We start from the raw sequence: 25,398 nt of genomic DNA on the forward strand, positions 1-25,398 counted from the left end.
TATCAGGCTTCAGGCTATTGCCCTTATACCAAGAAAAGCAGGGGGATGTTACTCCCCTCCGCCGATTTTTCCGATAAAGCCATTGAATTTTTCTACTAATGTAGTTCCGAAAGTACCGCCAGAGAATGCTTGTGAAACAACGCCCACTACGATAACAATAACTGCTGCAATCCCGATCCACTCCAAAGTTTGAGATCCTCTTTCGTTGTCCATTGCCGTTTTCATAGATGTCACCATTTGCAAGATAAAGTCGTTTAATGTTTCTTTCATAATAAATTCCTCCTAGAGTTTTATAGTATGTTAAAAATGCTGTTTTCTCCGTAAATCATATTCAGCAGCATGAGGCCGGCAATCATCATGATTGAAACCGGTGCTACCACGAATGTTGTAACCAATGTGACTTTTGGCGAAGCCTTGGCTGCCAGTTCCTTGACGCGCTCCTGTCTCAACTGGCGCATGTCTTCCGCTTGAATTTTAAACGTCGTTGCAATAGGCACCCCTAATTTCATGCCTTGAAGCAGAGATTTGATCAATTGCTGAAACTCTTCATTGTCATTGCGTTCCAGCAAATTCCGATAAGCCGTTTCACGTTGCACCCCTAGGTCGATTTCCTGATTGAAGCGCATAAATTCCTCTCGGAGCGGACCGTCGAAAAAGCGTATCACCTCCCTTAATGCCTGGTCTAGGCTAACCCCAGCCTGAATACTCGTACTGATAGTATCCAGAAAATCGGGTAAATCCATTCTCAGTTTTTCCTGGCGTTTCTTAGCTTGTGACCTTACTAAGTAAATCGGGATAAAGTAGCCGATCAGCGGCAAGAAAACCAACCCATATTTGGAGAATGGCAAGCCGATGATAAAGGCCAACATCGCTGCAAAAAATCCGATAATGAACAATAAAATCTTCAAACCTTGAAAGCGGGCCACCGTCAATTCATAAGGATTGCCGGATTTCTTCAGCCAGTCAGCCACTTCAATGCTTTCACTAAAAAAGTTGATGCGCTGCCCGAGTTCTGAAAATTCATCTGCATAGCCGCTTAACCGGCTAAACAGATTCGCTTTTTGTTTCTGTTTTTTCTTTTTCTTATCGAAACCGTCAACATTCGTTGTCTCAGAAACGTGCACAAGCACGCCTCTTTTTTCATTTACATAGACGGACCAGTTGCGGATTCCTAAAATGACCATGAACCAGAAGACAATAATCGTAAAAATAATGAGAGCATCCAAACCCTTCACCTACACTTTTATATTTGTAATTTGACGAATCAGGAAAAAAGACAAGATGATTCCCAAGCCGAATGCGATCATCATAACGATGCCAATTGGCGTAGTCAGCGGATCCGTAAATCCATCGATGATATTGTTCATAAACAAGAGAATGAATATGGGCATTGCCGGAACAATCAACGATATATAACGCTGCTCGGAAGTCATCGTTTGAATCGTCTGGTGCAATAGCTTCCGGTCTTCCAACGTATGCGACATTGTTTCAAGCGTCGCCGCCAAATTGCCGCCTGTCCGTTTCTGAATCAGCAATGTAGCGATGAATAATTGGAAATCGCGTGAGCTATTCCTTTTCTGGACGGCTCTTAATGCTGTTTCAAATGGCACACCCAGCTTCAATTCATTCGAGAGCCGCTTGAATTCATCTTTTGCCGGTTCATTTACTTCTCTTGCTACCAAATCGATGCCCTGAGTGATGGTCATTCCCGATCTGGCCCCGTTCGCCAAAAGCCGGCAAACTTCACTGAGCTGCTCATTCAAACGTTCTTCATACTTGTTTTTGCGGATATAGAACAATAGAAAATGGCTGCTTACTAAAATACCGATAGTCAATATAATGCTTGGCAACGCCGCCATGCTGAAGATCATATTGAACACGACGTAAAGCATGAGAACGCCTAGCACATGAATGCCGATGTATTCAGAAGCTAATAAAGAAACATTGGCACTTTTAAGCTTTTTAGTCAGCTTCTCGGACATTGGAGATTCATCGAACCGGTCTCCCCAAACACTGATGGCACTTTTTCTTTTTTCTTCGGGATACCAGGTTTTAAGCTTTTTCTTCCACTCCTGTTTTCCCCTGCGATAGTCAAGGAACAGATAGGCGCCGAATAACAGCGCCAAAACGGCTGCACTATATAAAATGGCAATGCTTATGTCCATTGGGCCACCTCCTGCTTCACCTGGAACATCGATTCATCCAACTCGATGCCGAATACCCTTAGATGATCCAAACATTTCGGTATATAGCCGGTCGGCGTGAAATGGCCGATTACTTCACCGTTTTTGCCGGTGCCGGTCCGTTTAAAAATAAACACATCCCGGATTTTAACGCCTTTGTCTTCATCTACATAGACTTCAGAGATATTGACGATTTTCCGTTGTCCATCTCCAAGACGGTCAGCCTGGATGATATAATCCAGGGCCCCTACGATATACTCCCGGACGATTTCACTCGGCAAATCCATTCCCGCCATGATGACCATGCCTTCAACTCGGCTAATGGCATCTACCGGAGAGTTGGAGTGGACTGTAGTCAGCGACCCTTCATGTCCTGTATTCATTGCCTGCAGCATATCGAAAGCTTCCGCTCCCCGGACCTCTCCGACAATGATTCGGTCTGGACGCATTCGCAGCGAGTTCCGCACCAATTGGCGGATACTGACTTCCCCTTGCCCTTCTACGTTTGGCGGGCGTGCTTCCATTCCAACGACGCTTCCTCTGTTTAGCCTGAGCTCTGCTGAATCCTCGATCGTAATGACCCGTTCATGGAGTGGGATTGACTTTGCCACTGCATTCAGCAACGTCGTCTTTCCGCTCCCGGTTCCTCCGGATATCAGGATATTGAGTTTCGCTTCCACAATGGCACGTATGAATTTCGACATACTTTCATCTAATGAAGAAAGCCTGAGCAAATCTTCCATTTCAAACGGTTCTTTCCGGAATTTCCGGATCGACAGCAATGTGCCATTTAAACTGATGGGCGGAATGACCGCATTCACCCGGCTGCCATCCGGCAAGCGTGCATCGACCATTGGCGAACTTTCATCGATTCGCCGGCCAAGCGGGGCAATCACCCGGTCGACAATATGGCGGACATGCTCTTCGTTCTTAAAGGTAATATGTGAAGATTCCAGCCGACCGTTCCGCTCCACATGGATCTCTTTTGGTCCGTTCACTAAAATCTCGGTGATCGTCGGATCTTTCAGCAATTGTTCCAATGGACCAAAGCCAACTGTTTCATCAATCAAACGCGTCAAAAGCATTTCGCGGTCGGTTTTCGAGATGACTACTTTTTCTTCGAGCATGAACTGGCTGATCAGGCGTTCAATGGACAGGCGGCGCTCAGATTCTTCAGCTGCAATCAGCGGTTCTAGATTGGTTTCTGCCAACAGCCTTGCTTTGTAATGCTCGAGCAATTCTTCTAAATATGGGCTCAACACTTGTGAGCTTTGTACTGAAACACTTTCACTGACAGCCGCTGCTGATTCGGTTCTTTTCCGTTGAAAGAGCGACATCGCTTTCCCTCCTTCCTTTTAAAAATGATTATTTCAGCATGGATACGACCCATTTCCGCATGTCTTTAGCGGCGGGAGTAAGTTTCTTTTCTTTCGGCAATTTTCGAAGGGTCTCGCCTTTATTGATAGCGGTCTGCACTCCTTTAATATCGCGTCTGATTTCAGCTGCCACAGGATATTCGATAAAGCGTTCAATATCTTTTTTGCTTAACTCGTTTTCCCGGCCGACTTCGTTCAGCACGAGCTCCAACCGGTCTGCTGTAGGAATTCCAAGTTTTTGGAACAGTTCTTCCGTATGCTTGAAAACCCGGATGGATGGCGTGTCCATTAAAGTCGTGTAATAAATGCGGTCGGCCTCGACTAATGCCGTATACGTACGTTCATCCATGTTCACGGGCAAATCAACGATGATGAAATCATAGGCCCGGCGGCATACCCGCAAAAGACGCGTGACGAAATCTTCTGTAATGTACTCAGCAAGTTCCGCATCGCATGGGCTGATTAACAGCTCCATTTTCGATAAAGGTTCTTTTTCTGTCACGTTGCGTAAATGCTGTTCAGTCATTTCTTTGATAACCGGCTCCAAATCCAGGATGTTTCTCGCAGTTTCCACACCCAGATAAGATTCTCCGCCTCCATATTGAAGATTCAAGTCGATATAAAGAACTTGAGCCGTGGATTCAAATTTCAAGGTCTGGGCAAAAGCGGTGCTCAACAGCGTTTTCCCGCTGCCTCCCTTGCCGCTATAGAAAGCGAAGACTTGTCCGCTCCCTCGCTTAAAACTCAGTTGTTTTTCTTTTTCTGGAGATTTTTCAAGTCTTGCAAGCATAATCGCCAATTGGTTCTCTAAACCATTTAAATCTTCGGGTATAACGAAATAATCGATCGCCCCCGCTCTTACTAAGTCTCGGAATAACTGGAAATCGTGGCTTTCATGGACAAATACGACAGGCGTTCCGTCAAGTTCCTGTTGGAGATAAGCATGGGTTTCTAAGTCTTTCCCAGGTTCATGCAATAGAAGAACTAATGCCGGGTCCACGTTTTTCAGCTCCGAACGCAAATGGGTAGGGTCGAGCCAACTATAGTCAAACTCACCTTCGAATTGCCGGGTGAGCAATGTAAATAATTCGTTTTTCTGTCCGACAATCAATAGTTTCGATTCTTTCATATCCAAATCCCTCAGCTCTCCGGAGACGTCTCGGCTGCGTCATCCTGTTCTTTCTTTTCTGCTTCTTTTTTCTCTTCTGCTTTAGGTTTCTCTTCTGCTTTTGGCTTTTCTTCTTTCGGTTTTGCTTCTGCTTTTTCTTCCGTTTCCTTTGAAGCTTCCGTTTCAGCAGCCGTGTCTGTTTCCGGTGCATCTTCTTTGCCGGCACCGACATTTGCTTTGATGATCCGGACGCTGTCTGCGTAATTCTGCATATGTATTAGCTTAGGTGCTTGTTCGAGTGAAACTTCTAACTGGACCCCCGCAAACTTTTTATTATCATTTGCTACACGTGCTACTTTTACATCTTTCATGAAAATTTGCGTTTTGTTCTCATTGTCAAAACGTACTGAGACGATAATATCGACCCGGTCTAAAGCTTCAAGCTGTTCATCGAAAAAGACACGATCTGAGGCCATTAAAGTGATCAGGCGATTATTTTCTTCCATTACTGCGGAAGCTTGCTTCAACATGTTTTTCGTAATGAAGTCTCCTGCGGATAAAGGAATGACCGATACCTTATTTTGGAGATCGTCAGTGCTTGTAATATGCTGGTCCGTTAAAAACTTTTTCGGGATTTCCTCAACAGCCACATCTTTTGGCGTAATAACGCTTCGAGAGGCGATATCCCCTTTTGCAGCATAAACTTTAACCATTGTTCCCAAGTCGCTGTTCAATTCCTTTACTTTTGATAATGTCAGGAAACCGGCCGTTCCTGCTAGAATGGCAGCTAGTACGAAAAAGATAATTGCTTTTCTTTTGGATTCAATCATTTTGGCACTCCCTTGGCATTAGGCATCTATTTCTCTACTTCATGTCAATAGCAGGAAACTTTTTGCACTTTGCTAAAATTTTCTTTAGTTAATAAAATTGGCAATATTATCCTTCACTTTTTGTCTATATTTTAATTTCCTCTATATGCTTATCATTAAATTTATAAAGCTGTCAAAACCGTTTTCGGTTAGAGGTATTTTTTACAGATAAAAAGTCATATAGGTATTTTTAACCCCTTCTATTACAATGCCATCTATTCATTATCATCCCTCTTTTCTTTAGGCACATTTTCCTTGAAATCCCTCTCTATCTTTTCTCCTTGCTCTTTTACCTGTTATCTGTACTCTTTAACCGTGACTTTTTATTCATTTTTAAAATTTTTTTATTATTATAAAACCTTGAATTCAAGAGTTATTTAATAGAGATATTTACTCAGGACTTTTATCTTAAAACTAGTATAAATACGATGCAGTAAAATAGGCATCCTAGTGCGGTTTCCTCTTTTTCCTACCCCTGACTCCCAGTAATTACAAGTTGCTAATCCCCTTAATTTTTCCAATAAAAAAAGCTATTTTCATCTTAATAAAGATGAAAATAGCTTTAAATTCATTCAATTTTCCAATTCTATTTGGTTGGAAATCTCTTAAAATTAATATTATGTGGAATTATTACAAGTCCCTCCTGTCGGCGACTCTGCATTTCTTGCTGGCAGCTGGTTAAATTTCTTTAAAGAGACGGCTGCGGGACGATGGCATTTTCTAGTTTTTGTTTAATGCTGCTGCTCCATTTATCAAATTCCACTAAAAATCCATCATGGCCAAATTGCGTTTCAACAACTTCCCATTCTGCATGAGACTGAGATTTTAACCATAGAATCATCAATTCACTCGGATACAGCAGATCATGCGTAAAGGATAGCGCAAAAATCTCCACATCCAAAATTTCATTTCCTACATCATGGGTATTCATTGCTTTCAAAAGAGTTAAATAACTGTTGGCATCAAAGCGGTTCGCTAATTTCTGGCCTTGATAATTCAAATAAGATTCTACGTCATAGCCATTGGCAAGCGCTTTTCGGTTAAAGCGCCGGTTAAACATTTCACCGCTTCGGTAAGTGACCATTCCTGCCATTCTTGCCACCTCGAACCCCTTGATTTCAGATGAATGGCTGTAATTTCCATTATTGAAACGCGGATCGTTTTCAATCGCTTGAATTCCAATGTAATTAAAAGCGATGCCATAGTCACTATAAGCCGGAGTTACAGCAAGCGGGAAAATAATATCCACAAATTCCGGGTGGGCTCTTCCCCATTCTAAAGTCTTCATGCCTCCAAGCGATCCGCCGATGACAGCTGCCAAATGAGAAATTCCGAGCTCTTTCAACGCTTGAAATTCAGCTTGGACCATATCTTTTATCGTGATCGCCGGAAAAGACGAACGATACGCTTTACCTGTTTTGGGATTGGTGGATAATGGCCCAGTAGAGCCATTGCAGCCCCCGAGAACGTTGAAAGTGACGACTTGAAAAATAGTGGTATCCACGGCTTTGCCTGGCCCGATCAAGCCGGACCACCAACCTGGAAGATCCTCGGTCCCGATCGCATGCTGGTCTCCAGTCAACGCATGGCAGACAAGAACGGCAGGACCACCTTCTTTGCCGGACCATTCATAGGCAAGCACTGCATTCTCTAAGACTTCTCCAGATTCAAGAACCAAATTGCCGATGGATACACTAGTCATCCGCTTTCCCTCCTAGACGTTTTCGAGCACTGCCGATTTGATGGCCTGCTCAAGATCTGCGATTAAGTCTTCCGGATTTTCAAGGCCGACCGATAAACGGATCAATTCTTCCGTGACTCCTGCACCTTCCAATTCCTCTTTGTTCAATTGCTGGTGGGTAGTAGAGGCCGGATGGATGATCAACGATTTCGCATCGCCGACGTTTGCTACATGCGACCATAATCCGACGCCATCAATTACTTTCCGCCCAGCTTCACGGCCGCCTTTGACGCCAAAGTTCACGATGGATCCGTAGCCGTCTTTCAAGTATTTTTGCGCCAGCTGATGGGACGGGTGATTTTCAAAACCGATGTAGTTCACCCATTCGACTTGCGGATGCTGCTGAAGATATTCAGCGACTAACCGTGCATTGCTATTGTGGCGTGGAATCCGCAAATGCAGTGTTTCTAAGCCTTGCAGGAATGCATGGGCACTGTCCGGACTTAGCGACGGACCAAAATCGCGCAGCAATTGGACACGCAGTTTAGTCGCAAATGAAGCTCCTTCTGCGTCTATGCCATAGCGGATGCCGTGGTAGCTTTCATCCGGCTCTGTGTAGTTCGGGAATTTCGGATTGTTCCAGTTGAACTTGCCTCCGTCCACCACAACTCCGCCAATGGTCGTCCCATGCCCGCCAATCCATTTCGTCGCTGAATGGATGACGACATCTGCACCGAAAGCGATGGGGTTGCTACCGTACGGGGAGGCAAATGTATTATCGATCAATAAAGGAATTTGGTTTTCGTGTGCAATTTCTGCTACTTTTTCAACATCAAACACATTCAAACTTGGATTTCCGATGATTTCTCCAAAGATTGCTTTTGTTTTATCCGTGATGGCTGCACGGAAGTTTTCGGGATCTGTTCCGTCCGCAAATCTCACCTTGATTCCGTAACGCGGAAGTGTGTTGGAGAACAAACTGACAGTACCGCCGTAAAGATTGCTGTCTGCCAAAATTTCATCCCCCGCCTCGGCAACGTTTAAAATAGAGAATGCAATGGCTGCCATTCCCGAAGACAAGGCGACAGCTGCAGTGCCTCCTTCCAGCAAAGCTACACGCTGTTCAAAAACATCAACCGTCGGATTCATGATGCGGGAATAGATATTTCCAGTCTCTTTTAATCCGAATAAGTTTTGGGCATGCTCCGTACTTTTAAATACATAAGAAGTTGTTTTATGAATGGCAACTCCTCTTGCTCCTGTTGTTGGATCCGGCTCTTGGCCACCGTGCAATAAAAGCGTTTCTGGTTTAAAATTTGTCATTTCTTATTCCTCCTAGTTTTTATTGATGAAAACCGAAGACGAGGAGGGAACAGAAAAAAGCCCTCTTCGTTAAGAAGAGGGCCGTCATATACGGAAATACCTCCTCTCATCTGCCAGATCGTTGCCGATCTGTAGGATTTAGCACCTTTCCAAGCAATTGCTTGGTGGTTGCCGGGCATCATAGGGCCTATTCCCTCCGCCTCTCTTGATAAGAGTATTCAGATTTAGTTTTTCATCTTGTTTAGCAGTATAAAAACATCGCTCTCATTTGTCAAGTGGATAATTCAAAAAATTTCGAAACCTCTGCTTCTCCTAAAACGTTTAATACATATAGAGGAGATGATTTTATGATTCTTTGGTTTGCTTGCACTTTTATTATTGGTTATTTACTCGGTTCACTTCATGGATCCTCCATCGCCCAACTGATTTCAGGCACGAATGTCAAAAAAGAAGGGGTGAAAAATTCCGGTGCTTCCAATGCTGCTATCGTACTTGGTTGGAAATTCGGCGCACTTGTCGCTTTGATCGATATTTCCAAAGGGATTGCTGCTGTCTTGGGGCTAAGAATTCTTTTAGGCCAATTCAATTTATCAAGTGAATTGGAATGGACAATGCTCTTTGTGATCAGTGCGGCTGTCGTCATCGGCCATAATTTCCCTTTCTATATGAACTTTGACGGCGGAAAAGGCACAGCGTCCATTATCGGCGTTATGCTTGCACTGGATTGGAAATTGGGGCTTGCCGGCGGATTGCTGCTGGTCGCTTGCGCTTTAGCAACGGATTATTTGGTTGTCGGCGTTCTCGTTCTGTATGGCATGCTGTTTGCTATCGCTTATTTCCCGGCGGAAGGCAGTTGGCCGCTTCTCACTGCCTTCGGGCTTTTTGCGATGGCGCTCTGGAAACACATTGAAAATATTAAACGAATCAAAAACGGAACGGAAAGCAAGGTTTCTTCTGTCTTCCGCAAGAAAGCGGGGCCTGCGTGAAAGCAGGCTTTTCTTTATTTTAAATTATTTTCAAAAAGTTTCTTGACTTTTCTGCGTTGACGCACTAAAGTGAGAATTACAAATCGAATACATACATCACTTTCTTATCCAGAGAAACCGAGGGACAGGCCCTATGACGTTTCGGCAGCGGATTCGCTTTAAGCGAAAACTGTGCTAATTCCTGCAAATGCATGTACGTGCATTTGGAAGATGAGAATTGAGATGGTTTCATTCCGGAGCCCTCTTTTTTCTTATGGACAAGAAAAAAGAGGGCTCTTTTTGTTTTATTTTTTACAGGTTTGTACGCATTCGATCCATACAGCATGAGGAGGCTATTTGAATGATTCAATTTGAGGGGGTTACGAAAACCTACCATTCGGGCAAACAGGAAATCCACGCTTTGAACGGCATCGATCTGACTGTTGAAACCGGAGAGATATATGGCGTCATCGGTTTTAGCGGCGCCGGCAAAAGTTCACTGATCCGGACAGTCAACTTACTGGAACGTCCGACGAACGGACGGGTGCTCATCCATGACAAGGATATTTCCACTCTTACCAGCAAAGAAATCCGTGATACCCGAAAAGATATCGGGATGATTTTCCAGCATTTCAATCTATTGAATTCCAAAACGGTATTCCATAATGTCGCGATGCCGCTGATTCTGGCAAAAACACCGAAAAACAAAATTAAAGAACAGGTGAAAAACCTTCTTGAATTTGTAGGCCTGGCAGACCAGGCAGAAAAATATCCGGACCAGCTTTCAGGCGGACAAAAGCAGCGGATTGGGATTGCCCGGGCACTGGCGACTAACCCTTCTGTCCTGCTATGCGACGAAGCAACATCTGCACTTGATCCCCAGACGACTCAGTCCATTCTGGATTTATTGCGGCGCATCAATCGTGAATACAATATCACGATCCTATTAATCACTCATGAGATGGGCGTCATCCGGGAGATTTGCGATAAAGTAGCGGTCCTCGAAGCTGGAAAAGTCATCGAACAAGGTTCCGTATACGAAGTTTTTACAAATCCGAAGCAGCCGACGACTCAGCGTTTTGTCCGTTCGGTCATGAACGATGAACTGCCGGAATCCTTGTTGACAAAAATCCAGGATCCGACGCAGAACCATTCCATCTACCGCGTCCAGTTTACAGGAACTTCGGTCGGACAGCCGCTCATGTCCCGAGTATCGCGTGAATTCAATCTTGACCTCAATGTGCTTTTCGGAAATATCACGGAATTGCAAGGCGAACCTTACGGCAACCTGATCGTTGAGTTTTCAGGAAGTTTAAGCGAGATTCAACGCGCGCTGACTGCGATCCGCAGCGACTCGGTCAAAGTCGAGGAGGTAAAAAATTATGCTAGTTGATAACGAACAGATTTTAGAAGCTCTCTGGGAAACGGTTTATATGACCGGCGCTTCGTTCTTATTCTCAATCATTATCGGTTTCCCGCTTGGCATCTTGCTAGTCGTAACAAGAAAAGGCCATTTACTGGCAAATGAACCCATTTCGAAAGTATTGAACGTCATCATTAATATTTTCCGTTCAGTCCCTTTCATCATTTTGATGGTGGCTATCATTCCGCTTACCCGGTTGATTGTCGGTACATCCATCGGCACTGCCGCTGCCATCGTCCCGCTTGTCTTCTATGCAGGACCATACATTGCACGACTTATTGAAAACTCATTGCTCGAAGTCGACAAAGGCGTCATCGAAGCCGCACAGGCAATGGGTGCGACACCTGGCCAGATCATTTTCCGCTTCCTCATTCCGGAAGCTTTGAGTTCATTGGTACTGGCACTGACTATCGCCATTGTCGGATTGATCGGAGCATCCGCTATGGCTGGAGCCATCGGCGGCGGCGGACTTGGAGACTTGGCAATTACTTATGGTTATCAGCGCTTTGATACAGTCGTCATGCTGATTACAGTCGCTATACTCGTTGTCCTTGTCCAAGGCGTTCAGTCTGCCGGCAACTTGCTATCTAAAAAAGTACGAAGAAGTTAATTATAAAAACATTTAATTGGAGGAATACATCATGAAAAAAATTACATTGACGGTTTTATTCGCATTATTGGCTTTAGTCCTTGCGGCTTGCGGCGATGATGCTTCAGGAGAAGAAGGAAACAGAAAAGTGACGCTAGGCATTAGCGGATCCGATACATCCATTTGGGATTTTGTCGCGGAAAAAGCGGAAAAAGAAGGCATTGACCTTGAAATCATTACGTTCTCTGATTACGTAGCGCCAAACCTGGCACTTGCTGAAGGCGAGCTTGACTTAAACGCATTCCAGACCATTTCTTATTTCGACGAGTTTGTCGCAGAACACAATATCGACATCGTGCCGATCGGTTCAACCGTAATCGCACCGATGGGCCTCTACTCCGACAAATACGAATCCATTGATGAACTTCCGGACGGATCACAAATTGCAGTGCCGAACGAAGCGACAAATATGGGACGTGCACTGCTATTGCTCCAAGAAGCAGGTTTGATCAAATTATCCGACGATGCAGGATTGACTGGGACAGCAGACGATATTATCGAAAACCCGAAAAACATTGAAATCATGCCGATGGTTTCAGGGCACACGCCGCGTGCAATGCCGGATGTTGCCGGTTCAATCATCAATAACGGCGTCGCAGTTGATGCTGGCTTGAACCCGACAGAAGATCCAATCGCTGCAGAAAGCGATACAGCTACACCTTACATCAACCTGATTGCAGCAAGTGCTGAAAATGCCGAAGACGAAGACTTCTTGAAAATCGTCGAACTTTACCAACAAGACGACACAGCTGACTTCATCGTCGAACATACAAAGGGCGCATCAATCCCAACATTCATCCCAGTAGAAGAACTAGTGGATTATCAATAAGAAAAGCGAAAACGGCCGTTCAGCCTCGACAAGCTTAAGGCGTCTTGCCGCACAGGCAAGACGACTTAAGACCTCGAGAGGCTGGCCGTTGGAGTCTGGACAATAAGAAAAGCGGAAAGAGCCGGTTAGCTTCGACAGGCTTAAGACAGAACGCGAGGAGGCTGTTGCCGCCGCAGCGGCTGCCTTAAGACCCGAGAAGCTGGCTCTTGCAGCTGGACAATAAGAAAAGCGAAGGCAGCTCGTCAGCCGCGACAAGCGCTGGAAGGCTTAGCAGTAATGGCGGGTTTTGCCATTGCTGCTAAGGCTGAAGCGACCTCGAGCGGCTAGCTGCCGGAGTCTAGACAATAAGAAAAGCGGAAAGAGCCGACTATAAACCAAAAACTAAGGAGGAATTTCAATGACAGCAATCAAAGAAGCAGCTCAAACCATTTCCCAATCAATCGAATCGGATCGCGGGGTTTACATCGAAACCAGCCAAGCAATCCATGCAAAACCGGAAATCGGCAATGAAGAATTCTTCGCAAGTGCCACATTGGTGCAACTGCTTGAAGGGGCCGGATTTACTGTTGAAACCGGCGTCGCTGGCCATGAAACGGCATTCTTTGCCAGCAAAGAAAGTGCATTGCCGGGACCAACTATCGCTTACCTGGCAGAATACGATGCACTTCCCGGAATCGGCCATGCCTGCGGACACAACATTATTGGGACAACAAGCGTCGCTGCTGCGATTGCTTTAGCTGAAACCCTCCCAACAACAGGCGGCCGCGTAGTGGTGCTTGGTACACCCGCAGAAGAAGGCGGCCCGAATGGCAGCGCTAAAGGCAGTTTTGTGAAGCATGGTTTCCTTGAAGGCATTGATGCAGCGCTGATGATCCATCCATCTGGAAAAACGGCCGTTACTGGCCCTTCCCTCGCGGTCGATCCATTGGAATTCCATTTTTACGGAAAACCGGCGCATGCAGCCGGATCTCCTGAAGAAGGAATTAACGCACTTGACGCTGTGCTCCAGCTTTTCAACAGCATCAATGCACTTCGCCAGCAATTGCCGTCAGATGCCCGTGTCCATGGCATTATCACCCACGGCGGCGATGCGCCGAACATCATTCCGGAATATGCTGCGGCCCGTTTTTACATCCGCGGCGATTCATGGAAAAAAACTTCAGCTACGGCAACAAAAATCCGGGCGATTGCAGAAGGTGCTGCACTAGCTACAGGCACAACCGTTAAAATTGTGCGCTTCCAAAACGAAGTTCAGGATCTTGTTTTGACCCCGGCTTTAGATAAAGTGGTCCAAAGCGAACTGGAAGCAGTGGGCGAAGACGTAGCCACTTCCCGAGCGAAGGGCCTTGGATCAACCGATGCCGGCAATATCAGCTATGCCGTGCCGACTGCCCATCCTTACATCAAAATTGGACCGGACGATTTAATCGGCCATACCGCAGAATTCCGTGAAGCAGCAAAATCTGAAGCAGGCAATGAAGCCCTGATCAAAGGTGCAAAAGCATTAGCGAATACTGGCTACCGTTTGTTGACCGAATCCACTTTACTGGATGAAGTTAAAGAAGCTCACGCAAAAGCGGTGCAAGACAAACAGCTATAACCCGAAAAAACCGGAAATTCCTTGAAAGGAAGTTCCGGTTTTTTATTTGTTTTCCTCCTTCTCTTCTCGTATTTCCAAAATTTATTATTTTCGTGCTAAAATAATAATAGAACACATTTTAGGAGGAATACGATGTTTGAAACTTTAATCGAACGCCTTGTGCGATATGCTAAGATCGATACCCAATCGGATCCTGAGAGTACAGCTACCCCTTCCACTCCGGGCCAATGGGATTTACTGAAAGAACTTGAAAAAGAAATGAAGGAAATCGGCCTCCAAGAAGTCGAAACAGATGAATATGGCTATTTATTCGGTACGCTTCCAGCGAATACGGATAGGGAGATTCCTGTATTCGGTTTTCTTGCACATGTCGACACAGCTCCTGATTTCACGGGCAAAAACGTGAACCCGCAGCGCATTGATAACTACGACGGAAAAGACATTCCATTGAATGATTCTGTCATCATGTCCACTGCTGATTTTCCTGACCTGAAAAACTACGTTGGCCATACGTTGCTGACCACTGATGGAACAACGCTCCTCGGTGCTGACAATAAAGCCGGCGTAGCGGAAATCATGACGGCAATGGAATACTTAGTCCAGCATCCGGAAATTGAACATGGAAAGATCCGTGTGGCTTTCACTCCAGACGAGGAAATCGGCCGCGGACCGCATAAATTCGACGTGGAACGTTTTGGTGCTGACTATGCTTATACGATGGATGGCGGCCCTCTCGGTGAATTGCAATATGAAAGCTTTAACGCCGCTGCCGGCAAATTGACGGTCCAAGGAAAAAGCGTGCATCCCGGATCAGCTAAAGACAAAATGGTGAATGCACAAACGATCGCCATCCGTTTCCAAGAGCAAATGCCGAAAAATGAGGTGCCCGAAGCTACTGAAGGCTACGAAGGCTTTATCCACTTGAACAATTTCAACGGCAATGTTGAAAAAGCTGTTCTTTCCTATATCATTAGAGATTTCGATAGAGAAAAATTTGAAGCAAAAAAACGGTTGATGCAAGAAACAGCCGAAAAATTGCAGCAGGAATATGGTTCAGAGGCGGTCACATTGGAGCTCGAAGACCAATATTACAATATGCGCGAAAAAATCGAACCCGTAATGGAAATCGTCGATTTAGCTGAGAATGCTATGAAAATGGTTGGCATCGAACCGAATATTGTTCCTGTAAGAGGCGGTACTGACGGTTCCCAGCTTTCGTACATGGGCTTGCCAACACCCAATATCTTTACAGGCGGAGAAAACTATCATGGCCAGTACGAATTCATTTCAGTTGATAATATGGAAAAAGCCACTCGCGTAATTCTTGAAATCGCGAGAATTACGAAATAAAAATAAGCGCCCGCGGCGCTTATTTTTTTTATAGAATCGCTCTTCCGTTTTGAGCAAGCGCATAATGGATGCCATGCTGCAAAGTCTGAAAGCAATTGAATTTAGACAAATCAATGCCTGATTCTGTTATGACCATGCTCATTTTCGGGGAAATCCCTACAAGAATGGTTTTGGTTCCTATCAAGCCTGCAGTCGATCCCAATTTTTCAATGAGGCTAGCGGCTTCCTGAGTAAAGCGGTCATTCAGGCCCGTTAAATCCAGCACTAAATAATTCGCTTTATGTGTCGGTAAATTCTGCAATGTTTTAACCAGCAACTCTTCTGCTCTTGCTTGGTCATACGTTCCGAGAAGCGGCACCACGACGATGTCTTCAAGAACCGGAATAATCGGAGAAGAAATTTCCTTGATCAAACTGTTTAGTTCTGCCGTCTTTTCTTGGACCGATTTCTCCAGCTGATCGATTTGCTCAGCCTCTTTTAGTCGTGCAAAACGATGAATATTCTCTTCGATGTTCTGCTCCGACGGGAAATACTCGATAATCGTTTCCTTATATCCTTCAATTTGATGATGTACAATGCGATACCAAATACTTGTATTGAAAAGATTGCTGAAAATCCCTGCGTAATGGGCAGCCAAGTAGCTTCCGCCTTCTTTTTTCCCTTGGGCTACATTGATTTTATGCTCCCAGCTATTTTTCAAATGCACACGCAAAGTTTGTTCGGCTTCGTCCATATCTTGTATTTTCGCAAGTCCCCATCCAGCAGATGCATATGTATTCGTAATCAGATTGGCTGCTTCAGAAACCGAAACATTCTCCATCTCTGAGAAATAATCTCCTACAAGCAAACCTTGTCGGAACCCCGTCGATTCCATTACGACGCTCGCAGCATCCTCTCCAGAAATCTCTTCTATCGAATCAAAAAAGATCTTCATGGCAGAAGCTGTCCAGAAAAGCACCGAATCCTGCCCTTCAAATATAAATCTTCCTTCTTCCAGATCCCATTCAAAACTTAAGCCACCTACATTTATTGACGGTTTTGTTTCCATGATACAACCCCTCTCGTTCACTCCCTCTATTTTACCATAATGTTTAACAGGCTATTAAAAATAGTCCGATTAGCCGCCTCTTTAGAGCATTTAGATACTATTGGCGATACAGGAATGTTTTAAAAACCTTGATAAAAGGAATAAACCAATAACAGACAAAGAAAGAGGTGCTTTCCATGACAGACAAAAAACCTTTCAAAGAAGAAGAGCGCGAAACAAGAGACGGCGCTCCTATGGATAATCCTGAACAATTCAAGACCGATAAAAAAACGATGCATGAAATGTTCAAAGAAGAACAAACGGTGGACTCTCTTCCTCTTGAGGATTTGAAACAGGAAAAAGAAGAAGAAGGCAAACCGCGTGCCACTAAAGAAGATTCTTCCAGCGAGGAAAAATACCCAGATTAATAATCAAAATACATCTACTTTTCTGAAGAACCGCAAGGCTGATGCCTTGCGGTTCTTTTATGTTATGATTCTCTTTGGAACAGGAGTGGATACATTTGAAAAACTGGATATACCCAGTAATGGTCGTTGTTGCGGCCAGCTGTTATGGAGTACTTTCTACTATTATTAAAGTCGCCATGAGCCATGGCTTTACAACAGCCGAAGCTGTTACGAGCCAATATTTTACCGGTTTTGTGCTAGCGGCTATTTTATTTGCCGTGACGCAAAGACGCCTCCGCGCTTACGCGGTTGGAAGATTCTCGTCTTATCCGGGTCGTTCACTGCAGCGACCGGAATGGTTTACAGCCATTCGCTTAATTATTTGCCGGCATCGCTGGCAGTCGTGCTATTATTCCAATTCACTTGGATCGGCATGCTTATGGATTGTGTCGCAAACCGGAGATGGTTGAAGCGCATCGAAGTGATTTCGCTTCTCATATTGTTTGGCGGAACGATTCTTGCTGCTGGGGTCATTGATGCTGATTTAAGCGGCATCCCTTGGCAAGGATGGGCATGGGGAATTGGAGCTGCATTCTGCTTCTCGGCTTTCATGTTTGTCAACGGCAAACAAATCGAAGGCATGGATACTACAACCCGCCTGTTTTACGTATCGCTGGCGGCGGCTCTTGTTATCGCAGTCTTCCAAACACCTGAAATTATGTGGAATGGCACGTTCTTCGGAGAAGGATTGTGGGTATACGGCCTCCTTCTTGGATTCTTCGGAATCATCATGCCCATTTACTTTTTCTCAATCGCCGTCCCTCATGTAGGGTCGGGGTTAGCTTCCATTTTAAGTGCAATGGAACTGCCAGTCGCCGTTATTGCTTCGGTCATCATTTTAAGTGAATCTTTGACGGTGCTCCAGATTGTCGGCATATTTGTCGTCCTCGCTGGAATGGTGTTGCCAAGCATGTTCAACCGAACTCCAAAGCCTGTCGAACGTATAGAAGAACCTGCTTAACAAAGCAGGTTTTTTTATTGCTCAATTTCTTCACGTTTATTTCCAGCCAAAACAGGAATACTAGAAGTAAGTTTGAAATTCAAAGGAGTGGAAAATATGGATCAGCAAGAACTGAAGCAGCAAGCTTTAAAGATTTTAGAAGAGAGTTATGTAGGGGTTTTAGCAACGGTGAAGGACAATAAACCGCATTCCCGCTTATATGACATTCTTTAACGATGAATTTACTTTGTATACAGCTACAAGCGATCAGACTCAAAAAGTGGACGAGCTTGAGAAAAACCCTCATGCCCATATTTTACTAGGTTATGAAGGAGAAGGCGTCGGTGATGCGTTTCTTGAGATTGAAGGTACGATGGGCATCCACGACGATAAGAGCATCATCGACAAAGTCTGGAACGAACATTTAAGAGGCTGGTTCAGTGGTCCAGACGATCCGCATCTCGTTATTTTGGCGATTAAGCCTTCCCAGGTTCGCATCATTAACAAAAAAGGCGAAGAGCCGCAGACATTGGAATTGTAAACAAAAAAACGGCTCGATTTTTCGGGCCGTTTTTCTATGTATGGAGGATTTCCCGAAGGCCTTCTCGGTTGAAGAGCAGATCTTCAAGTGTGTATTCATCCAAAATCGACAAATAAGCATGAAGCGCTTTTCCTAGAACGCCGCGCAATCCACAAACAGGCGTTATCGGGCAACGATTATGTTCCCGGTCAAAACATTCGACCAGATGGAAATCGTCTTCCATTCGGCGCACAACTGTTCCAACATTGATATTCTGCGGAAGATCGGCTAAACGGATGCCTCCTCCTCGGCCGCGGACCGTTTGGATAAAACCCGCTTTTCCGAGTTCAAATGTCACTTTCATTAAATGATTCTTAGATATATGATAAGCATCCGAAATTTCCTGGATTGTCGTCAATTTGCCTTCCGGTTTGGAACCCAAATAAATCAGCACGCGCAATGAATAGTCGGTATACATGGTTAATTTCATCAATCTCACCTTCCCTGCTTCCTCATTATAGCGATTAAGGGAAGCTCGATAAAGCAATTGAGATTGCGAAGAACTCATAAAGGAAAAGGAGATGATTTTCATGTTATCAAACGAAACACGATCCATCATCAAATCCACCGTCCCTGTATTGGAAGACCACGGTGTCGCGATCACCACTGCCTTTTACAGAAATCTATTTGAAGCTCACCCGGAATTGCTGAATATTTTCAACCATGCAAACCAGGCACAAGGAAGGCAGCAAACGGCACTTGCAAAAGCCGTCTATGCTGCGGCCGTCCATATTGACGATTTGGCAGAAATCATGCCGGCAATTATCCAAATTGCCCATAAACATGTAAGTTTAGGCGTAAAGCCTGAGCATTATCCGGTTGTCGGCGAATATCTTTTAAAGGCGATGAAAGAAGTACTTGGAGATGCAGCAACCGATGAGATCATCACTGCATGGGCTGAAGCTTACGGCGTGATTGCAGATGCATTTATCGATGTCGAAAAAAATATGTACCGAAAAACCGCCGAGCAAGAGAATGGGTGGATTTACTTTAAAGACTTTGTGGTCGCCCGGAAGGAAAAAGAAAGCCAAGTCATCACTTCCTTCTATTTAAAACCGGTAGACCAATCGAATGTTCCCGCTTATATACCTGGACAATATATTTCCATCCGGTTGTCGATTCCGGGAGAACCATATGCTATGATCCGCCAGTATAGCTTGTCTCAAGCATCTAAAGCGGATGAATTCCGAATTTCAGTAAAACGTGAAGCGGACAATGATCCAAATGGCGTTGTCTCGATTTATCTTCATGAAAAAATCCAGGAAGGCGACCGTGTGGAAGTCAGTGCACCTGCTGGCGTCTTTGTACTCGATTCCTCCAAAACAACCCCTGTTGCCTTTATTAGCGGCGGCGTCGGCATCACACCAATGATGAGCATGTTCGAAACTGTGGCAACTTCGACTCCGGCGCGCCCGACCACCTTTTTACATGGTGCTAGAAATCGCTTGCAGCATGCCTTTGATGAAGACATCCGCTCTTATACAAACCGGATGGAGCATGCATACTATAAAACAATTTATGATGAAGAAGACGGCTTTATCACACGCAAAACTTTAGAAGAATATGTCGATCCTTCAGGTGATGCGTACGTTTGTGGGCCGCCGCCGTTCATGATGAGCATGATCCGGGAGCTTCGCAATATCGGAATGGACGATAGCCGCATCCACTTTGAATTTTTCGGTCCGGCTTTAGATTTAAATGATTCCAATTGATTGTCTGCTTTCATAGCCAAAGAGTTCACGGGTTACTCCGTGAACTCTTTTTTATGTGACTTTTCTGTGAAACTAAATGTGTCTAAATTTTAAAGATGTATTTTAAATATATCTTTAAACCCCAGATAGGTTTATAGTCGAATTATAGAAAACAAAAGGAGCGATCGAAGATGTTATCCCAAGAAACGAAATCCATCATCAAATCTACAGTACCGGTACTCGAACAGCATGGCACAGCTATTACCACGGTCTTTTATAAGAATTTATTCGATGCACACCCTGAACTATTGAATATTTTCAATCACGCCAATCAAGCTAAAGGGCGCCAGCAAGCTGCACTTGCCAATACGGTTTACGCAGCAGCTGTCCATATCGATAATTTGGAAGCCATTCTGCCAGCGGTTGTTCAAATTGCGAACAAACACGTCAGCCTAGGCATCAAACCAGAACATTATCCGATTGTCGGCGAATATTTACTGAAAGCGATCAAGGAAGTGCTAGGAGATGCGGCAACAGATGAAATCATCAACGCCTGGGCAGAAGCTTACGGAATGATTGCCGACGCCTTTATCGGTGTTGAGCAAGGCATGTATGAAAAAGCTGAAAATCAAGAAAACGGCTGGAAGTTCTTCAAAGACTTCATCGTCGCTGACAAAGTAAAAGAAAGCGATAATATCATATCGTTCTATTTAAAACCTGCAGATGGATCTCTTGTTCCCGCTTATCAAGCTGGCCAGTACATTTCTGTACGCATTTCCATTCCGGGGGAAGAGTATTTGTTCAATAGACAGTACAGCTTATCTCAAGCTCCGAAACCCGATCAATTCCGCATCTCAGTCAAGCGTGAAGCGGACAATGATCCAAACGGACGCGTGTCGGTTTACCTTCATGAAGAATTAGCGATTGGCGATACCATTGAAGTGAGCGCACCAGCCGGTGAATTTGTTCTCGATGTTGAAAAAGATTCTCCGGTCGCTTTCATCAGCGGCGGTGTTGGCATTACGCCAATGATGAGCATGTTTGAAACAGTGGCCACTTTGACTCCTGAACGTCCGACTGTTTTCCTTCATGCAGCACGCAATGAATCATTGCATGCATTTGATAAAGACATTCAAAAGCATCTAGCGACTATGGCAAACGCCGCATATAAAACTTTGTATTCGGACCTTCCGGATGGCTACATCACTCGTGCGGTTCTTGAAGAATACGTGGATATCACAGGCGACGTGTATGTATGCGGACCCGTTCCTTTCATGGAAGCGATGATCCGTGAATTGCGCGCAATGGGAATGAACGAACAGCAAATCCATTTTGAGTTCTTCGGTCCCGCGGTAGCATTGCAAGCTGTATAAAATTTTAGAGAAACAGAAAGAAGGACAGTACAGAGCTGATCAAACGCTTCTGGACTGTCCTTCTTTTCTTCTTATCTCATTTTACTGAACCCTCTTTTAAAAACTCTAACCGGTTGCCGAATGGATCGAAAACAAAAAATCGTTCCACTCCGGGAATGCTGCCATCGTTTTTCACTTCAATGCTTTGGCTTTCCAATTGTTTTCTAAGCGCTTCATAACCATCGACAAAAAAAGCAGGATGCGCTTTTTTAGCTGGAGAAAAAGGCTCTTCCACTCCAACATGCAGTTGAAAGCTGCCAAATTCAAACCATACGCCTCCACGCGGTTTCAACGGCTCCGGTTTTTCTACTTCTTTCATTCCCAATAAGTCCCTATAGAATTTTCGTGCCTGCTCTTCGTTCCCTTTTGGTGCAGCAACTTGTACGTGGTCAATTTTGCTAATTGAAAATTTCATAGCTTCCCCTCCCATTACCACTATTCTAATGAAACAAAATACAAAAGAACATTCAATTGTATAAATGAATTACGATAAGTTTTGCTTATCCCTTTGCAAATCTTTTATTTTCCCTTAGCATGATGAGTAGTTAAAGGAGTGAAAATCCATGGATGCATCCCCCCAACTCAAACTCATCCTTTCTAATTATTCTGTAGCAGTTGGCCGTCTGCCTGAAAAGCCGCTTTCATTAGATTTAAAAACAGCGATAACTCAATTAAAAGAATGGTCCGGAAGCGAAAATGACGGCGCCGCGGTTTCTTATTTTTTCCGGCAATATGCCTTATTCATCACGGCTCAATTTGATTTGATCATCAATCACCACTGCTATTTTAAAGGCTCGTTCAGTGATTTACGCTTTAATCGTGTCGTCAATTACGGCTTTCCTTTACTTCAAACCCATGCTGATGCTGAAAACCTGGTATTGATAACGGATTCCCAACGCTTTTCTGCCATGCATGAAGTTCTGTATGAACAAGGCGATCAGGCCATCCAGGAATTCCGCGGCTATGTAAAAATCTCGCCTATTATTCTTTGGGAAAACATCTTAGGGTCGCTATTGTGGTTTTATGCCAATTTTGAAAAGCGCCAACCGCGAAGAGCAGCTGAAGATTTGGAGTGGCTGCTGGAACCTGAAAATTGGGAACCGATCAAAACGTCTTATCTCGCTAAGCTTTTAGGCAATTCCTCTTTGGAAGCTGCTGTGACTCGGCCTTTGCGAAAAACGTGCTGCTTGTATAAAGAACTCGATGCTTTTGAAACCTGTACGTTCTGTCCGCAGCCCCATATTCAAATGAAAACGTAAAAAAACCCCAGCATAGCGCTGGGGATTTTGATTATTTTTCAAACACTTCATGCAGGATTTGCCCTGGTGAACTATTGATTAAGTTTTTATATACGCAACTGTTCGGTTTTTTCATCAAAACTTTGGCAAAGGATTTTGCATGTTCGGTTTCTCCCACCACATGGATTTCATCCCAATGGCGTTCTTTTTTCAGTTTCTCGATTTTGATGCTCATATCTTTATAGAAGCGTTCCAAGTTCTCCCGCAGGCGGTGGTCTAGGTCATCTGCATGACTTCCGCTGTTTCCGCCTAAATGAGCTCCGCCACCGCCCATGCTATTGCCCGTGCCGCCGCTTCTAGATGCAGAATGGACGCCTTTTTGCTCTGTCCATACTTCCAGTCCCGAATCAAATTCATAAAAGATCTCTTCATTAATAATTCCCATCGAAGTATCGAGCACTCTTATCCCTTTAAAGCTCGGCAGAATCACGCCGGCATATGGATAAGCCTTATACATATATCTTAATTCATCCAGTGCTGGCTTTGCTTCCCAGTGGAAACTCGTCTTCACCGGCACTTGAACGTAATGCACAGACCATAAATCTTCATGTGGAGATGCAAAAATAACGACACCCTTTTGGAGGTCGTCTTTATGGTCAAGTATTTCACGCTCCACTTTTTTCTCAGCTCTTTATAGCGTTTCATTTCTTGCTCATCTTGCGAGGCTTCTAAATATTCATCCAATCGTTTCAAACCATTCTTGAGGTGAATTTTCCAAGCGCCATTTTGTGCGTTCAAATCCGCCGGGTTCGTATTCAAGTAGACGCTTAATACGCAACGGTCATCACAATTAAATGCTTTTAGTTTCTGGATTTCGTCATATAATGTCATTCATCCATCATCCTCCTTAAAATACATCCTCTTTAGTTCATTACCCTAAGTCTTCTACATTAAACGAGAGACTTCCTTCTTTTTTTATTATTCTGACGTTTAAAAGAGCTTCATAGAGGTAAACAGATAGTGCAATCAAATAAAAGGAGTGTGTGATTAATGGAAAATATCGATAAAAAAGTAGACGATAAATTAAAATCTTTTGATGATGAGAAAAAAGAAGACATCTTAGCAAATTTTGAACATTTCAAGCAATACTTAAGCAGCAAAGTTGAGATGGGTGAAAAATTAGGATTGAGCGAAGAACGTTTGGCTCAAATCACTGAAAAAGTTGCCAACTATTTAGCGAAAAACGAAGATCCAAAAAACCGCGAAGAATATCTTTTGCAGGAATTATGGAAAGTCGGAGAAAAAGAAGAGCAGCATATGCTTGCTCACATGCTCTTGCGTTTAGTGAAGAAAGAATAGGAAAAATCATCGCCTATAAAAAAAGCGTCCCTATACATGGGACGCTTTTTTGTCGAATAACCGGAACATCACTAGATAGACGAGGCCGCTTGCTAATGCCAATACGCCTAAAATAGCAAACGTCCAACCAAAACCGAACCAGGCAGTCATCGGAATTGAAACCGGCGCAATCATTCGCCCGATGGTGTAGCGCATACTCGCGGCTGCAAAGTATTGCCCCCGCATATCTTCCGGTGCCAATTTCGAAATAAAGCTCTGCTGGATGCCTACTACCATCAATTCGGCAAAGGTGAAGATGGCCATTGCGATGACAAAAATCCAAAAAAGCGATGTTAACGGGAAGAGAATCATGGCAATTGCGTAGAAGCATGCCGAAAAGAAAAACACCCATTTTTCGCGGAATTTTGTCATCCATCTTGTCACCACTACAGTCAACAATGCCACTAAAAGACCATTCTCCGATAACAGGAAGCCGAAAGACGTTTCACCTGTCACGGTCCATTCTTTGCTTCCGAAAGAAGCAATCGTCTGTACATCAATCGTTTCTTTCAAGTAAATCGGGAACAATAGATCCAGCTGCATGAATGTCTGTGCACCTAAGACTCCGGCAATAACGAACAAGAGGAAAACACGGTCTTTAAAGATCAGTCCGTATTCTTTGATTTGGCCAAGAACCGCTTTTGACAGACCTGCAGACTCCCCTTCTTCCCATTTGTCCCGCATCTTTTGCGACAAAGTTTCGTTTGTATAAAGGCGCAAAACCAGGCCAAGAATCATCGAAATAACCGCTACGGTCAATAAGAGTTCAAAGCGGAACGAGAAGAATAGAACGGCACCGATCAGCGGTCCTACAACTACCGCAATATTCAATGTCGTGTAGAAAATGGCAAACACATCGCTTCTGTATTTTTCAGGAACGACATCGGCCACCATTGCCTGGCTGGCAGGCCAATAAAGCGAGCTGCACATTCCAGCGATGGTGAAAGCCACAAATCCTAAGGCTGCCGAATCAAACCAAGGTGAGTTGGCAAAAGCGAAAAGCAGAAATGCAGCTCCCTGCGCTATGGAAGCGATAACGAGCATCCGCCGCCGGCCGAACCGATCCGCGCAATACCCTCCAATCAAATTGGCTGCGACAGAAAAAACTTGGGAGATGACGAGCAATAAGCCCGCTGTCCCCTTTCCGAACTCTTCCGCAAAGTAAATAGCTAAAAATGGAAATACCATCCAATAACTTGTATTCATAAAAAATTCGCCTACAAGGCGGACTTTTAAACTTCGATCCCAATCTCTGATTTTCATTTTCCTGTCCCCCGTTCCTAAGTTGA

At 44.4% G+C, this 25,398-nt stretch carries 24 protein-coding genes, 2 pseudogenes and 2 riboswitches; of the genes and pseudogenes, 13 read left to right on the forward strand and 13 right to left on the reverse strand.

All coding sequences use genetic code 11. The features are described 5' to 3' along the window. Positions 1-48: 48 nt before the first annotated feature. The 8 genes from L0M13_RS14715 to L0M13_RS14750 all read right to left on the reverse strand — a co-directional run bounded on the left by L0M13_RS14715 (position 49) and on the right by L0M13_RS14750 (position 8,540). Positions 49-270: a hypothetical protein gene (locus L0M13_RS14715; RefSeq protein WP_235197202.1), complete on the reverse strand. Its 222-nt coding sequence runs from the start codon at positions 268-270 to the stop codon at positions 49-51. A gap of 20 nt (positions 271-290) precedes the next feature. Continuing rightward, positions 291-1,226, reverse strand: coding sequence for a type II secretion system F family protein (locus tag L0M13_RS14720; RefSeq protein ID WP_235197203.1), 936 nt, complete (start codon positions 1,224-1,226; stop codon positions 291-293). 9 nt (positions 1,227-1,235) lie between these two features. Then, complete coding sequence (locus tag L0M13_RS14725; protein ID WP_235197204.1) at positions 1,236-2,165, reverse strand: type II secretion system F family protein; 930 nt, start codon at positions 2,163-2,165, stop codon at positions 1,236-1,238. Further along, positions 2,156-3,520: a TadA family conjugal transfer-associated ATPase gene (locus L0M13_RS14730; RefSeq protein WP_235197205.1), complete on the reverse strand. Its 1,365-nt coding sequence runs from the start codon at positions 3,518-3,520 to the stop codon at positions 2,156-2,158. The genes L0M13_RS14725 and L0M13_RS14730 overlap by 10 nt, the downstream gene beginning before the upstream one ends. Positions 3,521-3,548: 28 nt before the next feature. Then, a complete protein-coding gene (locus L0M13_RS14735) occupies positions 3,549-4,688 on the reverse strand; it encodes a CpaE/TadZ family protein (protein ID WP_235197206.1) in 1,140 nt (379 codons plus the stop codon). 11 nt (positions 4,689-4,699) lie between these two features. After that, complete coding sequence (locus L0M13_RS14740) at positions 4,700-5,497, reverse strand: Flp pilus assembly protein CpaB (protein WP_235197207.1); 798 nt, start codon at positions 5,495-5,497, stop codon at positions 4,700-4,702. A gap of 727 nt (positions 5,498-6,224) precedes the next feature. After that, positions 6,225-7,238, reverse strand: a complete 1,014-nt coding sequence (locus tag L0M13_RS14745; protein WP_235197208.1) for a homoserine O-acetyltransferase MetX — start codon at positions 7,236-7,238, stop codon at positions 6,225-6,227. A gap of 12 nt (positions 7,239-7,250) precedes the next feature. Then, positions 7,251-8,540 (reverse strand): O-acetylhomoserine aminocarboxypropyltransferase/cysteine synthase family protein, encoded by a 1,290-nt coding sequence (locus L0M13_RS14750; RefSeq protein WP_235197209.1) that lies wholly within the window; start codon positions 8,538-8,540, stop codon positions 7,251-7,253. Between the two features lie 103 nt (positions 8,541-8,643). Further along, positions 8,644-8,755, reverse strand: a riboswitch (SAM riboswitch). A gap of 132 nt (positions 8,756-8,887) precedes the next feature. Between L0M13_RS14750 and L0M13_RS14755 the strand changes: the two genes are divergently transcribed. The 6 genes from L0M13_RS14755 to pepT all read left to right on the forward strand — a co-directional run bounded on the left by L0M13_RS14755 (position 8,888) and on the right by pepT (position 15,356). Next, positions 8,888-9,526: a glycerol-3-phosphate acyltransferase gene (locus tag L0M13_RS14755; RefSeq protein ID WP_235197210.1), complete on the forward strand. Its 639-nt coding sequence runs from the start codon at positions 8,888-8,890 to the stop codon at positions 9,524-9,526. Positions 9,527-9,627: 101 nt separating this feature from the next. Beyond that, positions 9,628-9,743: riboswitch (SAM riboswitch) on the forward strand. 123 nt (positions 9,744-9,866) lie between these two features. Further along, positions 9,867-10,898 carry a methionine ABC transporter ATP-binding protein gene (locus tag L0M13_RS14760; RefSeq protein WP_235197211.1) on the forward strand — a complete coding sequence of 344 codons (1,032 nt, stop codon included), beginning with the start codon at positions 9,867-9,869 and terminating at the stop codon, positions 10,896-10,898. Beyond that, a complete protein-coding gene (locus L0M13_RS14765) occupies positions 10,888-11,538 on the forward strand; it encodes a methionine ABC transporter permease (protein ID WP_235197212.1) in 651 nt (216 codons plus the stop codon). Before L0M13_RS14760 ends, L0M13_RS14765 begins: the two co-directional genes overlap by 11 nt. 31 nt (positions 11,539-11,569) lie before the next feature. Next, positions 11,570-12,406 carry a MetQ/NlpA family ABC transporter substrate-binding protein gene (locus tag L0M13_RS14770; RefSeq protein ID WP_235197213.1) on the forward strand — a complete coding sequence of 279 codons (837 nt, stop codon included), beginning with the start codon at positions 11,570-11,572 and terminating at the stop codon, positions 12,404-12,406. A gap of 397 nt (positions 12,407-12,803) precedes the next feature. Continuing rightward, positions 12,804-14,006, forward strand: a complete 1,203-nt coding sequence (locus tag L0M13_RS14775; RefSeq protein WP_235197214.1) for a M20 family metallopeptidase — start codon at positions 12,804-12,806, stop codon at positions 14,004-14,006. A 132-nt stretch (positions 14,007-14,138) separates the two neighbouring features. Next, entirely contained in the window at positions 14,139-15,356 is a 1,218-nt protein-coding gene (pepT, locus tag L0M13_RS14780; protein WP_235197215.1) for a peptidase T, read from the forward strand. Between the two features lie 28 nt (positions 15,357-15,384). On the opposite strand, the gene L0M13_RS14785 is transcribed toward pepT, so the two are convergent. Next, on the reverse strand, positions 15,385-16,404 hold the full coding sequence (locus tag L0M13_RS14785; protein WP_235197216.1) for an STAS domain-containing protein: 1,020 nt from the start codon (positions 16,402-16,404) through the stop codon (positions 15,385-15,387). A gap of 176 nt (positions 16,405-16,580) precedes the next feature. On the opposite strand from L0M13_RS14785, the gene L0M13_RS14790 reads away from it, so the two are divergent. The 3 genes and pseudogenes from L0M13_RS14790 to L0M13_RS14800 all read left to right on the forward strand — a co-directional run bounded on the left by L0M13_RS14790 (position 16,581) and on the right by L0M13_RS14800 (position 18,331). After that, a complete protein-coding gene (locus L0M13_RS14790) occupies positions 16,581-16,811 on the forward strand; it encodes a hypothetical protein (protein WP_235197217.1) in 231 nt (76 codons plus the stop codon). Positions 16,812-16,906: 95 nt separating this feature from the next. After that, positions 16,907-17,811 (forward strand): annotated as a pseudogene (locus L0M13_RS14795) (EamA family transporter). Positions 17,812-17,907: 96 nt separating this feature from the next. Further along, positions 17,908-18,331: pseudogene (locus L0M13_RS14800) on the forward strand (pyridoxamine 5'-phosphate oxidase family protein). A 34-nt stretch (positions 18,332-18,365) separates the two neighbouring features. Here the strand turns inward: L0M13_RS14800 and L0M13_RS14805 are convergent. Further along, positions 18,366-18,800: an Rrf2 family transcriptional regulator gene (locus L0M13_RS14805; RefSeq protein WP_235197218.1), complete on the reverse strand. Its 435-nt coding sequence runs from the start codon at positions 18,798-18,800 to the stop codon at positions 18,366-18,368. A 91-nt stretch (positions 18,801-18,891) separates the two neighbouring features. On the opposite strand from L0M13_RS14805, the gene hmpA (L0M13_RS14810) reads away from it, so the two are divergent. Continuing rightward, complete coding sequence (gene hmpA, locus L0M13_RS14810) at positions 18,892-20,082, forward strand: NO-inducible flavohemoprotein (RefSeq protein WP_397443492.1); 1,191 nt, start codon at positions 18,892-18,894, stop codon at positions 20,080-20,082. A 170-nt stretch (positions 20,083-20,252) separates the two neighbouring features. Beyond that, on the forward strand, positions 20,253-21,434 hold the full coding sequence (hmpA, locus tag L0M13_RS14815; RefSeq protein ID WP_235197220.1) for an NO-inducible flavohemoprotein: 1,182 nt from the start codon (positions 20,253-20,255) through the stop codon (positions 21,432-21,434). 76 nt (positions 21,435-21,510) lie between these two features. Here the strand turns inward: hmpA (L0M13_RS14815) and L0M13_RS14820 are convergent, their stop codons facing one another. After that, positions 21,511-21,888, reverse strand: a complete 378-nt coding sequence (locus L0M13_RS14820) for a VOC family protein (RefSeq protein WP_235197221.1) — start codon at positions 21,886-21,888, stop codon at positions 21,511-21,513. 148 nt (positions 21,889-22,036) lie between these two features. Here L0M13_RS14820 and L0M13_RS14825 point away from each other — a divergent pair, with 148 nt between their 5' ends. Then, positions 22,037-22,732: a hypothetical protein gene (locus tag L0M13_RS14825; RefSeq protein ID WP_235197222.1), complete on the forward strand. Its 696-nt coding sequence runs from the start codon at positions 22,037-22,039 to the stop codon at positions 22,730-22,732. Positions 22,733-22,763: 31 nt separating this feature from the next. Here the strand turns inward: L0M13_RS14825 and L0M13_RS14830 are convergent, their stop codons facing one another. Next, positions 22,764-23,387: a VLRF1 family aeRF1-type release factor gene (locus L0M13_RS14830; RefSeq protein ID WP_311195580.1), complete on the reverse strand. Its 624-nt coding sequence runs from the start codon at positions 23,385-23,387 to the stop codon at positions 22,764-22,766. A gap of 374 nt (positions 23,388-23,761) precedes the next feature. On the opposite strand from L0M13_RS14830, the gene L0M13_RS14835 reads away from it, so the two are divergent. After that, positions 23,762-24,070 carry a DUF3243 domain-containing protein gene (locus L0M13_RS14835; RefSeq protein ID WP_052650535.1) on the forward strand — a complete coding sequence of 103 codons (309 nt, stop codon included), beginning with the start codon at positions 23,762-23,764 and terminating at the stop codon, positions 24,068-24,070. A gap of 30 nt (positions 24,071-24,100) precedes the next feature. Here the strand turns inward: L0M13_RS14835 and L0M13_RS14840 are convergent, their stop codons facing one another. Further along, positions 24,101-25,372, reverse strand: a complete 1,272-nt coding sequence (locus L0M13_RS14840) for an MDR family MFS transporter (protein WP_235197223.1) — start codon at positions 25,370-25,372, stop codon at positions 24,101-24,103. Positions 25,373-25,398: the final 26 nt, after the last annotated feature.

Origin of the sequence: Planococcus sp. 107-1 (assembly GCF_021513255.1) — a bacterium.
GTDB lineage: Bacteria > Bacillota > Bacilli > Bacillales_A > Planococcaceae > Planococcus.

Coding starts and splice junctions, on each gene's coding strand:
- L0M13_RS14715 (WP_235197202.1), bottom strand. CDS start 270: ATGAAAGAAACATTAAACGACTTTATCTTGCAAATGGTGACATCTATG.
- L0M13_RS14725 (WP_235197204.1), bottom strand. CDS start 2,165: ATGGACATAAGCATTGCCATTTTATATAGTGCAGCCGTTTTGGCGCTG.
- L0M13_RS14730 (WP_235197205.1), bottom strand. CDS start 3,520: ATGTCGCTCTTTCAACGGAAAAGAACCGAATCAGCAGCGGCTGTCAGT.
- L0M13_RS14735 (WP_235197206.1), bottom strand. CDS start 4,688: ATGAAAGAATCGAAACTATTGATTGTCGGACAGAAAAACGAATTATTT.
- L0M13_RS14740 (WP_235197207.1), bottom strand. CDS start 5,497: ATGATTGAATCCAAAAGAAAAGCAATTATCTTTTTCGTACTAGCTGCC.
- L0M13_RS14745 (WP_235197208.1), bottom strand. CDS start 7,238: ATGACTAGTGTATCCATCGGCAATTTGGTTCTTGAATCTGGAGAAGTC.
- L0M13_RS14750 (WP_235197209.1), bottom strand. CDS start 8,540: ATGACAAATTTTAAACCAGAAACGCTTTTATTGCACGGTGGCCAAGAG.
- L0M13_RS14755 (WP_235197210.1), top strand. CDS start 8,888: ATGATTCTTTGGTTTGCTTGCACTTTTATTATTGGTTATTTACTCGGT.
- L0M13_RS14760 (WP_235197211.1), top strand. CDS start 9,867: ATGATTCAATTTGAGGGGGTTACGAAAACCTACCATTCGGGCAAACAG.
- L0M13_RS14765 (WP_235197212.1), top strand. CDS start 10,888: ATGCTAGTTGATAACGAACAGATTTTAGAAGCTCTCTGGGAAACGGTT.
- L0M13_RS14770 (WP_235197213.1), top strand. CDS start 11,570: ATGAAAAAAATTACATTGACGGTTTTATTCGCATTATTGGCTTTAGTC.
- L0M13_RS14775 (WP_235197214.1), top strand. CDS start 12,804: ATGACAGCAATCAAAGAAGCAGCTCAAACCATTTCCCAATCAATCGAA.
- pepT (WP_235197215.1), top strand. CDS start 14,139: ATGTTTGAAACTTTAATCGAACGCCTTGTGCGATATGCTAAGATCGAT.
- L0M13_RS14785 (WP_235197216.1), bottom strand. CDS start 16,404: ATGGAAACAAAACCGTCAATAAATGTAGGTGGCTTAAGTTTTGAATGG.
- L0M13_RS14790 (WP_235197217.1), top strand. CDS start 16,581: ATGACAGACAAAAAACCTTTCAAAGAAGAAGAGCGCGAAACAAGAGAC.
- L0M13_RS14805 (WP_235197218.1), bottom strand. CDS start 18,800: ATGAAATTAACCATGTATACCGACTATTCATTGCGCGTGCTGATTTAT.
- hmpA (WP_397443492.1), top strand. CDS start 18,892: ATGATTTTCATGTTATCAAACGAAACACGATCCATCATCAAATCCACC.
- hmpA (WP_235197220.1), top strand. CDS start 20,253: ATGTTATCCCAAGAAACGAAATCCATCATCAAATCTACAGTACCGGTA.
- L0M13_RS14820 (WP_235197221.1), bottom strand. CDS start 21,888: ATGAAATTTTCAATTAGCAAAATTGACCACGTACAAGTTGCTGCACCA.
- L0M13_RS14825 (WP_235197222.1), top strand. CDS start 22,037: ATGGATGCATCCCCCCAACTCAAACTCATCCTTTCTAATTATTCTGTA.
- L0M13_RS14835 (WP_052650535.1), top strand. CDS start 23,762: ATGGAAAATATCGATAAAAAAGTAGACGATAAATTAAAATCTTTTGAT.
- L0M13_RS14840 (WP_235197223.1), bottom strand. CDS start 25,372: ATGAAAATCAGAGATTGGGATCGAAGTTTAAAAGTCCGCCTTGTAGGC.